Raw genomic sequence first — 12,225 nt, 5'->3', positions numbered from 1 at the left:
TTTAAGGGCGCAGCGATGCGCCCTTGTCATTTACAGCGCTTCCACGTCGATGTGCAGCGCATCGTAACGCCAATACTCCAGATCGCAATCGATCACCCGATCGTGCTGATCGCGGTTCACCCGCGTAATGAACAGCGCCGGGCTGCCGTAGGTCACCTTCAGCATGGCGGCGGCCTGCTGCGGCAGCAGGGTGGGCAGCATGTCGAAACGCACCCGGCCGTAGTGGATGCCGTAGCGCGCGGCGTACAGCGCGGTCAGAGACTGGGTCAGATCTTCGTCCAGAATGCCGGGGAAATAGCTCGGGTTGAGGTAGTGTTCGCAGTACAGCACCGCGCGCCCGTCGATGTAGCGCAGCCGGCGAATGCGATAGGCCTCGGCGCCGGTGGGCAGCGCCAGGCGGGCGGCCAGCGGCGCGTCGAGCGTGACGACCGCGCTGTCGATCGCCTCGGTATGGGCGGCGCGCCCCTGCTGCTGCGCCATGGCGTGAAAATGGCTGCGCTGCAGCGGGTTGTAGATAAGACGCGGGGGCGAGATGAACCAGCCGCGCCGCACCTGGCGGTAGATGACGCCCTGCGCCTCCAACTGACCGAGCGCCTCCTGCAAGGTAATGCGGGTGGTGGCGAACTGTTCGCTCAGGGCGCGTTCGGAGGGCAGCTTGCCGTCTACGGCGAACTCACCTGCGGTGATGCGGGCGTTCAGCGTTTGGCAGATGGTCGCTACGGTCGTCGGTGCTTCACTCATACAGCGGGTGTCCCGTTTCAGTGCGTTTGGCCTCCCTTAAGGTAGACCAGCGTCGCGTTTTCGCCGTTGCAATCGATGATAAAACTGTCGCTTTTTTAAGCTGACATATAATTATCACATTCGTCCGTTAGATTGGTTTGGTCCTTGCTGGACTAGTCCAGCCCTCCCCACACTACCACCTGGAGCATCAGTTATGAAACGTTTGTGCGCTTCTGTGTTAACCAGTGCCATCGTGTTATCCAGCCAGATGAGCTGGGCCGCGGATACCGATCTGGCGGCGCTGGAGCAGGCCGCTAAAAAAGAAGGCGAAGTCAACAGCGTCGGCATGCCGGACAGCTGGGCCAACTGGAAAGGCACCTGGCAAGATCTGTTGAGCAAATACGGCCTGAAGCATGTTGATACCGACATGAGCTCCGCGCAGGAGATCGCCAAATTCGATGCGGAAAAGAACAACGCCACGGCGGATATCGGTGACGTCGGCGCGGCCTTCGGCCCGGTGGCGGTGCAGAAGGGCGTGACGCAGCCGTACAAACCCTCTACCTGGGATCAGGTGCCGGACTGGGCGAAAGACAAAGACGGCCATTGGGCGCTGGCTTACACCGGCACCATCGCCTTCATCATCAACAAGCAGCAGGTGAAAGACATTCCGCACAGCTGGGCCGATCTGCTGAAGGGCAGCTATCAGGTCACCATCGGCGACGTCGGCACCGCTTCACAGGCGGCCAGCGGCGTGCTGGCGGCCACCTACGCCATGGGCGGCAACGAAAAAAACCTCAAGCCGGGCCTGGAGTTCTTCGGCAAGCTGGCCAAGGCCGGCCGCCTGAGCCTGAGTAACCCGGTGATCGCTTCTCTGGAGAAAGGGGAAGTGCAGGTCGGTGTGGTGTGGGACTTCAACGGCCTCAACTACCGCGACCAGATCGACAAAACCCGCTTTGAAGTGCTGATCCCGTCGGACGGTTCGATCACTTCCGGCTACACCACCATCATCAACAAATACGCCAAGCACCCGAACGCCGCCAAGCTGGCGCGCGAATACATCTTCTCCGACGCCGGCCAGATCAACCTGGCGCGCGGCTATGCCCGCCCGATCCGCGCCGAACATTTGACGCTGCCGGACGACGTCAAGGCCAAGCTGCTGCCGGCCGAACAGTACAAGAACGCGCACCCGATCGCCGATCCGGCGGCCTGGGAACAGAGCGCCAAAACGCTGCCGCGCCTGTGGCAGGAAAACGTCATTATGTTTATGCAGCAGTGAGTTAACGCACCATGAAAACGATCCTCGTGCTGCTGGACGGCCTCAACTACCGGGTGGCGCACGACGCCATGGGTTATCTGCAGGCCGAATGCGCGGCGGGACGCGGACGGTTGTACCTGCTGGAGAGCGAGCTGCCCTCGCTCTCCCGGCCGCTGTATGAGTGCATCCTCACCGGCGTCACGCCGGTGGAGAGCGGCGTGGTGCACAACCACGTTTCGCGCCTTTCTCATCAACAAAGCGTGTTTCATTACGCGCGCGCCGCCGGGTTGACCACAGCCGCCGCCGCTTACCACTGGTTCAGCGAATTGTATAACCGCACGCCGTTCGACGCCGCGCGCGACCGCCATACCGACGCCCCCGAGCTGCCGATCCAGCACGGGCATTTCTATTACGATGACGGCTATCCCGACAGCCATCTGTTCGACGACGCCGAAAGCCTGCGCCTGCGTCATCAGCCGGATTTCCTGCTGATCCACCCGATGAACATCGACGACGCCGGGCACCGCTTCGGCCTCTCTTCGCCGCAGTACCGCAACGCGGCGCGCCGCGCCGACGGTTCGCTGTCGCGCTATCTGCCCGAATGGCTGGCCGCCGGTTATCAGGTGCTGGTCACCGCCGACCACGGCATGAACGACGATCGCAGCCACGGCGGCGTGTTGCCGGAAGAGCGCCAGGTGCCGCTGTTCGTGTTCGGTGCGGGCTTCAGCCTGGACGACGCCGATCCGCAGCAAACCGAGCTGTGCGGCACGATCTGCGATCTGCTGCAGGCGCCGCACGACAAGTCGCGCTGCCGGGCGTTGTTGGCGCAGGATGCGCGATGAACAGCAAAACCAAATGGATCGCCGCACTGTGCCTGCTGCCGTTTATCGTGCTGTTCGGCGCGTTTCAGATCGCCCCGCTGGTGTGGATCGCCGTTCACAGTTTTTTCAGCGAGACCAGCGGCTGGGGATGGGGCAACTATGTCGATATCCTCACGTCGCAGTTCTACCTGCAGGCGTTTCAGTTCTCGCTGGAGATCTCGCTGTGGTCGAGCGTCTACGGCTTGTTGATTGCGTTAGTTGGCAGTTACTCACTGCGCCAGCTCGGCCAGACCCGATTTCATGACTTCGTGATGTCGTTCACCAACATGACCAGCAACTTCGCCGGGGTGCCGCTGGCGTTCGCCTTCGTCATTCTGCTGGGGCTGAACGGCTGCCTGACGCTTTTGCTGCGCAAATACGGTTTGATGGAGAGTTTCAACCTCTATTCGAAGAGCGGCCTGATCGTGCTGTATACCTACTTCCAGATCCCGTTGGGGGTGCTGTTGTTGTATCCGGCGTTCGACGCGCTGCGCGCCGACTGGCGTGAATCGGCGGCGCTGCTCGGCGCCGGCCCCTGGCGCTATTGGCGGCATATCGGCCTGCCGGTGCTGGCGCCGGCGCTGATGGGCACCTTCGTCATCCTGCTGGCCAACGCGCTGGGTGCCTACGCCACGGTGTACGCGCTGACCACCGGCAACTTCAACGTGATCCCGATCCGCATCTCGGCGCTGGTGGCGGGGGACATCTCCCTCGATCCGAACCTGGCCAGCGCGCTGGCGATGCTGCTGGTGGTGATGATGGCGTTTATCACAGTGATCCACCAATGGATGTTGCGCAGGAGCTACCTCAATGCGCGCTCATAATCGGATGGAGAATGCTCATGTCGCGTGCTGAACGCCTCTATCACCGTACGGTGACCGGCCTGCTGCTGCTGATCCTGCTGCTGCCGTTGGCGGCGACGCTGATTTATGCGCTGGCCACCCAGTGGGGCGCCACCATTTTGCCGGACGGTTTTACCCTGAAGTGGCTGACGGCGCTGTGGAGCGATCCGCGCTTCTTGCAGGCGCTGTGGCACTCGTTGCTGATCTGCTTCGGCACGCTGCTGTTGTCGGTCGTGGTGATCCTGCCGGCGATGTTTGTGATCGCTTACTACTTCCCCAAGCTGGATGCGGTGATGAACGTGCTGATTCTGCTGCCGTTCGCCGTGCCGCCGGTAGTGTCGGCGGTGGGGCTGATGCAACTGTTCGCCGCTGACCCGCTGCCGCTGCTCGGCACCCCCTGGATTTTGGTGGGTTGCTATTTCACCATCGCGCTGCCGTTTATCTATCGCGCCATCAGCAACAATATGCAGGCGATCAACCTGCGCGATCTGATGGACGCCGCACACCTGCTCGGCGCCAGTACCTGGCAAGCGGCGCTGCTGGTGGTGTTGCCGAACCTGCGCAAGGGCGGAACGATCGCTGTGCTGCTTTCTTTCTCGTTCCTGATCGGCGAGTTCGTGTTCGCCAACCTGCTGGTGGGCAGCCAGTATGAAACGCTGCAGGTCTACCTGTTCAACATGCGCAACGGCAGCGGGCACTTCACCAGCGCGTTGGTCATCTCCTATTTCGCCGTGGTGCTGCTCGTCACCTGGCTGGCGAATCTGCTGAATAAAAACAAGGCTTAACCCGATGGCTTATCTCAACGTCACCCGCCTGAACAAACACTATGGCCAGACCCAGGTGTTTCAGGATATCGATTTCACCGCCGAAGAGGGGGAGTTCGTCACCCTGCTGGGGCCGAGCGGCTGCGGCAAATCAACGCTGCTGCGCTGCCTGGCCGGCCTGACCCCGGTCGACAGCGGGCACATTTTGCTGCAGGGCCAGGATCTGGTGCCGCTGGCGCCGCAAAAGCGCGGCATCGGCATGGTGTTCCAAAGCTATGCGCTGTTTCCCAATATGACGGTGGAGGGCAATGTGGCCTTCGGCCTGAAAATGCAGAAGCTGGCGGCCGGGCAGATCGGTCAGCGGGTGCAGGAGGTGCTGGCGCTGGTGGAGCTGAGCGATCTGGCGAAGCGCTATCCGCATCAGCTGTCGGGCGGCCAGTGTCAGCGCGTGGCGCTGGCGCGGTCGCTGGTCACCCGCCCGCGGCTGCTGCTGCTCGACGAACCGCTGTCGGCGCTGGACGCGCGTATCCGCAAACACCTGCGCGAGCAGATCCGGCGCATTCAGCGCGAGCTGAACCTGACGGCGATCTTCGTCACCCACGATCAGGAAGAGGCATTGACCCTGTCGGATCGCATCGTGCTGATGAACAAGGGGCAGATCGTGCAGAGCGGCGATGCGGAAACCCTGTATACCCAGCCGGCGGATGCCTTCGCCGCCGGGTTTATCGGCAACTATAACCTGCTGAGCGCCGAACAGGCCGGCCGGCTGACCGGGCGCAGCTATGCCGGCAAGGTGGCGATCCGCCCCGAATCGATCGGCCTGTTGCCGGCCGGGCAGGGGATCGGCGGGGTGATCCTTGGTCACAGTTTGCTCGGGAATGTGGTACGCTATCGGATTCAGGTTTGCGATGTAGAATTGCTGGTTGACGTGCTCAATCGTTCGGTGGCCGACCTGCGGCCCGACGGCGCGGAAATTGGGCTACACTTGGAACCTGTTGTATTGCGGGAAGTTGCATGACTTCGCAGCGCGGCGCCGGGGCCTTCCCGCCGCCGCATTAACCCTTCTCTTCTGCGGTCTGCCGCCCGCCCGCTGTCCTGCCAGATCCACGCCCGGCAGGCGGGACCGCGCGCTGTATCCGTCATCCTTTGGCTCGCCTCTCTGCGTCGCGTGACAAACATCGGGTATCAGCCTCCTTTGGCCGGGCGTTAATGGAGCGTATCTTCCGTGCTGACCCTTCTTCACCTGCTTTCGTCCGTGGCGCTGTTGGTGTGGGGCACCCACATCGTGCGCACCGGGATCATGCGGGTTTACGGCGCCAATCTGCGGCGCGTGTTGAGCGACAGCGTTGAGAAAAAACCGCTGGCGTTCGTTTCCGGCATCGGCGTGACCGCGCTGGTGCAAAGCAGCAACGCCACCGCGCTGCTGGTGACCTCTTTCGTCGCGCAGGGGCTGGTGGGGCTGGCGCCTGCGCTGGTGATCATGCTGGGCGCCGACGTCGGCACCGCGTTGATGGCGCGCGTGCTGACCTTCGATCTTTCCTGGCTGTCGCCGCTGCTGATCCTGGTCGGCGTCTTCCTGTTCCTCAGCCGCAAACAGATGCGGATCGGCCAGATCGGGCGCGTCTTGATCGGTCTTGGGCTGATCGTACTGGCGCTGGAGCTGATCGTGGCCGCCGCCACGCCGATCACCCAGGCGGCTGGGGTGAAAGTGCTGTTCTCGTCGCTGACCGGCGATGTGATGCTGGATGCCCTGACCGGCGCGCTGTTCGCCATCGTCAGTTACTCCAGCCTGGCGGCGGTGCTGCTGACCGCTACCTTGACCGCGTCCGGCGTGATTTCACTGAAGGTGGCGCTCTGCCTGGTGATCGGCGCCAACCTCGGCAGCGGCCTGTTGGCGATGATCAACGCCAGCGGCCAGAACGCTGCCGGGCGGCGCGTGGCGCTCGGCAGCCTGCTGTTCAAGCTGGTGGGTTGCGTGCTGGTGCTGCCGTTCGTCGCCTATCTGGCGGATGTGATGGCTCAGTTGCCTGGCGGCAGCGAAGAACTGGTGATCTATTTCCACGTGTTCTACAACTTGATCCGTTGTCTGGTGATGATCCCGCTGGCCGGGCCGATGGCGACGCTGTGCGAGCGGTTGATCGTCGACGTGGCGGCCGACGATCCGCGTATGCGGCCGCGTCATTTGGACGCCAGCGCGCTGGATACGCCGACGCTGGCGCTGGCCAACGCGGCGCGCGAAACGCTGCGGATGGGCGACGTGGTGGAACACATGATGATCCTGCAGCGCGAAGTGCTGCACGGCAAGCAAGGGGTGGATAAAGAAGTGCGGCGCCTGGACGATGACGTCGATGTGCTGTACACCGCCATCAAGCTGTATCTGGCGCAGATCCAAAAGGAAGATCTGGGCGAGGAAGACTCGCGCCGTTGGGCGGAGATCATCGAAATGGCGCTCAACCTGGAGCAGGCGGGCGACATCATCGAACGCATGGCCGGCGACGTGGGCGCCAAGTCGCACGCCGCGCGCCGCGCCTTCTCGACGGAAGGGCTGGCGGAGCTGGACGGGTTGCACGAGCGGCTGATCGGCAACCTGCGCCTGGGGCTGTCGGTGTTCCTGTCCGGCGACGTCACCAGCGCCAAGCGTCTGCGCCGTTCCAAGCACCGATTCCGCATTCTGGATCGCCGCTACGCGCACGCGCACGTCGATCGCCTGCACCAGCAAAACGTGCAGAGCATCGAGACCAGCTCGCTGCATCTGGGGTTGTTGGGGGACATGAAGCGTCTTAACTCGCTGTTCTGCGCCGTGGCTTACAACGTGTTGGATCAGGATGCGAAGGATGACGATCGCGACTGGGAAGACACCCCGAGCACGCTGTAAAAAAATGCCCCCGATTTTCATCGGGGGCATTGTGCAGGAGAAGCGCGTTATTTGCCGCTGAACACGCCGGCTTTGGCATCCGCCTGCTTCGTTGAGGCATGGCCGCTGACGAACGGCACGTTGCCGTCGACGCTTTGCTTCGCCGCGCCGCCTAGCAACCCGCCGACCGTGGCCGCCGCATCGACGCGGCCGCCGCCCTGATAGCGCTGGCCGCTGACGTCCTGTTGGCTGACTTTGCTGCCGCCCAGCTCCACCTTGCCCTGCTGGCTGCGGATCTCGCCGCCGGTCAGTTGGGGTTGGCCCCCTACCTGCAGCGCCACGCCGTTCTTACCGGTAATCGCCGATTGCTCGCTGACCGCGTTGTTGTTCACCACGTCGGCATTGACCTTGAGTTGCCCCTGGCGGCCCGCCGGCCCGGTGATGCTGTCTTTCACCGCGCCGCCGACGGTGCGTGCGCCGCGATCCCACAGCGGGCCCTTCGGTTTCTCACCGGCCGGCGTTTCCGGCAGCGTCACTTTGCCGTCGACTTTGCTGAAGCTGACCGTACCGGTGGTGTCCTGTTGCGGATCGAGGCGACGCGCTACGCTGTTGTACTTGTCGGTGGTGGCGTCGGCCACTTTGTTTACCCCGGCCTCCAGTTTCTCTTTCACTTTACCGGCGTAGCGCGGCGTGCCTACCTTCGACAGCTTGGAGGTGATGCTGCTGCCCGGATCGTTGCTGTGGCTCAGTCCGGCATCCACATCCACTTTCACGCCTTTCTCGACGTCCTTACGGCTTTCGACGCGCAGATCGCCGCCCACCTTGCCCTGTACGCTGTCGGCATCGACGCGCGCCCCGGCGAGGCGGGTGTCTTTGCCGCTGTTGAGCGCCACGTCGCCCGCAGTGATGCCGGTGTTGGTGTGCGTGGCTTTATCCTGCTGCTCCACGCCAACCTTCAGACCGGCGCCCAGCGTATGGGTGTCTTTGCCGGTGTTCGGATCGACCTTGCCGCCGGCGTCTTTGTTGAACGTTTGGCCGCCTCTGGCGTTGGCTTTGATACCCAGGCTCCAGTTGTCCTTATGCTGCTCGTTCTTGGCGGATTCCAGCAGGATGCCGCCGTTTTTCGCCTCGAGCGCGGCGCTGCCGCCGCTGACCTTGGCGCCTTGCAGATGCAGCGCATCGTCGCCTTTGCCGCCGGCGGACAGGGTGACCTTGCCGTCTGAGGCAAGCGTGGCGCCCTGGCGTTCGGTCGCGGACTCATTCACCTTGGCGATGTCGAAGGCGCCGCCGGCGGAGAGGCTGCCGCCGGTTTTTTCCTTGCTGTCGCTGCTGCCGGCGCCCAGATCGAGATTGCCGGACAGCTTGCTCTCCTTACGCATTTGGGTCGATTCCGCCGCCTGCAGCGCGACCTTGTTGCCCGCGCTCAGGGTGACGTCACCCTGGCTCTTGACGTCGGTGCCCTGCAACGTCAGATCGCGGCCTGCGTTCAGCTCCACGCCCTGTTGGCCGCTGACGTTGCCGACCTGTGCGGTGCTGCTGCTGCTTTCACCGTTGTGGGTGCCACCGCCGAAACCGGCGCCGAAGTTTTTGCTGTCGGCGGTGAAGCCGCCCTTCGCCGAAGCCTTGACGTTGAAGCCGCTGTGGTTTTCGCTCTGCTTATCGTTGGCCTGCTCTAAGCGGATATCGCCGCCGGCGTTGACGGTGGTTTTACCGCTGCCGCCGTTCAGCGCGGTGCCCTGATAGACCGCGTCTTGTTTCACGTTGACGCTGATGCCGTTGGCCGCATCGATCGAGCCGGTCACCGCTTGGCTGGCGCTGCTGTTGCTGCGCTGGGTGCCGCCTTCGCCCTTGGCGTCCACGGTCAGGTCGCTGCCGGTGGTGGTGTAGACGCGCACGCCGGCGCTGCCGCGGGTGTCGCGGTTCTGCTCTTCCTGGCGGTTCGTCGCGGCTTCGCTGCGGTGGCTGTCCGCCGTCAGTGTGACCGCGCCTTTGCTCGCCTGATATTGCGTGCCCTGATCGCGCACTTCGCCTGTGGCATTGATGTCGATGCTGCCGGCTTTCACCGAGCTGGCCACCGCCTGCGAGCTGCTGCTGCGTTTTTCGCTGCTGCCGCCCTGTGCGCCGATATCCAGGCCGACGTTAGGCGCGCCGATGCCGCCGATGTCGTTGATGACGCCGGTGGCGTCCAGCTTGGCCGCCTTGCCGACCGCGCGCTCGACCGGGCGGGTCACGGCGCTGTAATCGACGTTGGCGCCGATGTTCACGCCGGCGTCGGTTTTGGTGGTGGTGCTGTTGGCGGTGTCGGCGGCGGCCAAATGATCGACGCCGGCGGCGTTCTCTTTGTAGGCGCCGCCGACGCTGTGCTGCGCGCCTTGCTGGGTCAGCTTGTCGCGGGCGTTGACAGTCAGGTTGCCTTTGACGTCGCTGCCGGAGGTGACCGCCTTGCTGCTCTGCGCCTGCGTTTTGCTGTTTTCGTAGCCGGCTTCCACGCCGCTGCCGAGCTTGTCGATGCCGCCGGTGTAGTAGAAACCGCCGCCGATCTTGGTCTTCTCGGTGTTCGACGTGGTTTTGTCATCGGCCGCCAGGAACGAGACTTTGTTACCGCTGACGCTGGCGTCGCCTTTGTCGGCGACCAGTTTAGAGCCGCTGAAGGTCACGTCCTTCTCCGCCTCGAGCCTCACGCTGCCGCCGCTGAGGGTTGAGGCGCGGTTTTCGGTGCGGGTGGTTTTTTCGCTGTCGCGGGTATGTTCGATGCGCAAACCGGCGCGGTATTGCTTGTCGCCGGCTTCTTTGGCGTAGCCGTTGACGGTAAGCGCAGTCTTCTGCTCATCGATTTTTTGCTGCTGCTCGGCGGTCTTGACGTTGATGTTGCCGGTCTGCGACGTGACGCTCAGTTCGCCGCCGCTGGTGACCTGGCTGCCGATCACGTCGGTATTCTGACGGCTGACCAGCTTCAGGTTGGTATCAGACTTCAGCTCGCTGGCGGTGCTGCTCTGGTAGCTGTTGTCGGCCTTATGCGAACTGCTGGTGATGTTGAAGGCGGTGCCGGTACGCGCGTCGATTTTGTCCACGGTGGTGCTCAGTGCGTTATCGATGCGCAGGCCGCCCTGCGTGGCGGTGACCAGACCGCCTTCCTTGCCGCGCGCCTTGCTGCCGGTGATGGTGACGCCCTGCTGACCGTTCAGACGCAGAGTGCCGTCGCTGGTCAGTTCGGAAGCGTGGCTGACCTCGCGGCGGTTACTGTTGTTCTTGTTGTCGCCGCCGCCGATGCCGCCCCAGGAGGTTTTGTCATCGCGCACCGCTTTGGCGTTGGCGGTTTTCTGCACCCCGACCTGGATCTGGTTGCCGGCATTGACCGTCAAATCGCGGCTGGCGTGCAGTTTGGCTCCCTGGGTAGCGACGTTGTTGCCGGCCTCCAGCGTCAGCACCCCCTGGCTGCGCAGTTCGCTGGCCTTCAGGCTTTCGCTTTCGTCGCTGCTGCTCCAACTGCCGGTGCGCAGGCTGGAAGTGTGGTTGCGCTGATAGCCGCGCTCGGTGGACTTCTCCTTCTCCACCAGCCCGGCGAGATGCGCGTCGCGCGCCGCTTTGACGCTCAGCGCCCGGTCGGCGCTGAGGTTGGCGCCCAACAGATTCACGTCTTCCCGGGTGCTGACGAGTTTGGCGCTGCCGCTGGCGGCGACGGTGCTGCCCGCCTGCTGATGCTGCTCGCGTTCACGGGTGACGTCGTATTGCCAGGAGTAGAACCAGCGGTCGTCGGTGTAGCCCTGCGTCTGTTTCAACTGCTGGCCGTCGAGCGTCAGTTTGCCGCCCTGCAGCGTAATGTCTTCGCCGCGAATGTCGGTGGCGGTGAGGTGTGCGTGGTTATCCGCCACCAGGCTGATGTTCTTGCCTTTCAGCTCGGTGCGGGTCAGCTTCTGGCTGCTGCTGCGGTCGTTGACGTAGATGCCACCGCGATAGTTCTGGTAATTCTCGCTGCCGTTGCGGTTGCTGCTGGCGTCATCAACGCGGCTTTCGCTGCGAATATCGTAGGCTTTCACCTTGAGCTCGTCGCCGGCGGCCAGCGTGCCGGCCAGCTTCACGCCGCTGCCCTGTGCGGTGTTGATGATGTTGATGCGCCCCGCCTGCATGCTGCCGAGGTAGTAGCTGTCCAGCGCAGTGGTCGGCTGTACGCTGGCCAGCACCTTGCCATCGCGCGCCACGCGGTTATGGCCGCTGATGGCGTTGATCGCCGCCGACGTCACGCTGCCGTTGCGCTGGGTGAAGTCTTGCACGATCACGTCGCCGCGGCTGTCTATCTTCGGTGCGATCAGATCCAGCACGCCGCCGGCGTTCAGGGTGCCGTTGAGGCTCAGAGTATTGCGGTTATCCAGGGTGCTGTAGCCCTGCAGCAGGCCGTTCTCCACCAGCGGGTTGCCGACCACCAGCGAGGAGCGGCTGGTGTTGATGAACCCGCAGCCCTGGCAACTGATGCCGTTCGGGTTGGCCAGCACGTAGTCGGCCGCCATGCCGAAGATCTCTTGCTGGCCATGCAGCAGAGAAGGGTTACGGCCGATCACTTCGTTGAGGATGACGCTGGCTTCGCGCCCACCCAGATTGGGGTTGGCGCCCAGTTGACCGGCCAACTGCGACAGCCCCGCCTCGCGGGAGTTGTTCAGCACCGCGCCGGGCTGATTGACATTGAAGTCCTGATATTGGTTGTGCGACAACCCGTTGCCGTTCGGCGCGACGATGTCGACTACCTGCGCGCCGGTTGCGGCGGTGGAAACGCCGGGGCCGTTGGCGCCGTTGGCCGCCACGATCTCCGCGGCATAGGCGCCGGCGGAAGCGGCGAGAATAATCGCCAGTGCGGCGGCCAGTTTGCCTGCTGCTGAAAGCCTGAAGTTATTATTTTTCATCCATGTCTCTCCGTATATTGCCGTGGGGTCCCGCA

The 12,225-nt window shown here is 63.5% G+C and carries 8 protein-coding genes; 6 read left to right on the top strand and 2 right to left on the bottom strand.

Going from position 1 to position 12,225, the window contains the following annotated elements; all coding sequences use genetic code 11:
• Window positions 1–30: 30 nt before the first annotated feature.
• Complete coding sequence (locus EGY12_RS05350) at window positions 31–741, bottom strand: UTRA domain-containing protein (protein ID WP_123892808.1); 711 nt, start codon at window positions 739–741, stop codon at window positions 31–33.
• 193 nt (window positions 742–934) lie between these two features.
• On the opposite strand from EGY12_RS05350, the gene EGY12_RS05345 reads away from it, so the two are divergent.
• From EGY12_RS05345 to EGY12_RS05320, 6 genes are all read left to right on the top strand, one after another.
• Window positions 935–1,996, top strand: a complete 1,062-nt coding sequence (locus tag EGY12_RS05345) for an ABC transporter substrate-binding protein (protein WP_123892807.1) — start codon at window positions 935–937, stop codon at window positions 1,994–1,996.
• 11 nt (window positions 1,997–2,007) lie between these two features.
• Complete coding sequence (locus tag EGY12_RS05340) at window positions 2,008–2,817, top strand: alkaline phosphatase family protein (RefSeq protein ID WP_123892806.1); 810 nt, start codon at window positions 2,008–2,010, stop codon at window positions 2,815–2,817.
• Window positions 2,814–3,659 (top strand): ABC transporter permease subunit, encoded by an 846-nt coding sequence (locus EGY12_RS05335; RefSeq protein WP_123892805.1) that lies wholly within the window; start codon window positions 2,814–2,816, stop codon window positions 3,657–3,659. The genes EGY12_RS05340 and EGY12_RS05335 overlap by 4 nt, the downstream gene beginning before the upstream one ends.
• Before the next feature lie 17 nt (window positions 3,660–3,676).
• Window positions 3,677–4,462, top strand: a complete 786-nt coding sequence (locus EGY12_RS05330) for an ABC transporter permease (RefSeq protein WP_123892804.1) — start codon at window positions 3,677–3,679, stop codon at window positions 4,460–4,462.
• A gap of 4 nt (window positions 4,463–4,466) precedes the next feature.
• Window positions 4,467–5,459 carry an ABC transporter ATP-binding protein gene (locus EGY12_RS05325; RefSeq protein ID WP_123892803.1) on the top strand — a complete coding sequence of 331 codons (993 nt, stop codon included), beginning with the start codon at window positions 4,467–4,469 and terminating at the stop codon, window positions 5,457–5,459.
• 207 nt (window positions 5,460–5,666) lie between these two features.
• On the top strand, window positions 5,667–7,316 hold the full coding sequence (locus EGY12_RS05320) for a Na/Pi cotransporter family protein (protein ID WP_049201530.1): 1,650 nt from the start codon (window positions 5,667–5,669) through the stop codon (window positions 7,314–7,316).
• A 47-nt stretch (window positions 7,317–7,363) separates the two neighbouring features.
• On the opposite strand, the gene EGY12_RS05315 is transcribed toward EGY12_RS05320, so the two are convergent.
• A complete protein-coding gene (locus EGY12_RS05315; protein ID WP_123892802.1) occupies window positions 7,364–12,190 on the bottom strand; it encodes a hemagglutinin repeat-containing protein in 4,827 nt (1,608 codons plus the stop codon).
• Window positions 12,191–12,225 lie beyond the last annotated feature (35 nt).

The organism is Serratia sp. FDAARGOS_506, from assembly GCF_003812745.1.
In the GTDB taxonomy this organism is placed as follows: Bacteria; Pseudomonadota; Gammaproteobacteria; order Enterobacterales; family Enterobacteriaceae; genus Serratia.
The sequence above is the reverse complement of the archived record's forward strand: the minus strand, read 5'-3'. Positions and strand labels throughout refer to the sequence as shown.

Excerpts from the sequence above, each read along its gene's own strand:
- EGY12_RS05315 (WP_123892802.1), bottom strand. The coding sequence starts at position 12,190 with ATGAAAAATAATAACTTCAGGCTTTCAGCAGCAGGCAAACTGGCCGCC.
- EGY12_RS05330 (WP_123892804.1), top strand. The coding sequence starts at position 3,677 with ATGTCGCGTGCTGAACGCCTCTATCACCGTACGGTGACCGGCCTGCTG.
- EGY12_RS05345 (WP_123892807.1), top strand. The coding sequence starts at position 935 with ATGAAACGTTTGTGCGCTTCTGTGTTAACCAGTGCCATCGTGTTATCC.
- EGY12_RS05340 (WP_123892806.1), top strand. The coding sequence starts at position 2,008 with ATGAAAACGATCCTCGTGCTGCTGGACGGCCTCAACTACCGGGTGGCG.
- EGY12_RS05335 (WP_123892805.1), top strand. The coding sequence starts at position 2,814 with ATGAACAGCAAAACCAAATGGATCGCCGCACTGTGCCTGCTGCCGTTT.
- EGY12_RS05350 (WP_123892808.1), bottom strand. The coding sequence starts at position 741 with ATGAGTGAAGCACCGACGACCGTAGCGACCATCTGCCAAACGCTGAAC.
- EGY12_RS05325 (WP_123892803.1), top strand. The coding sequence starts at position 4,467 with ATGGCTTATCTCAACGTCACCCGCCTGAACAAACACTATGGCCAGACC.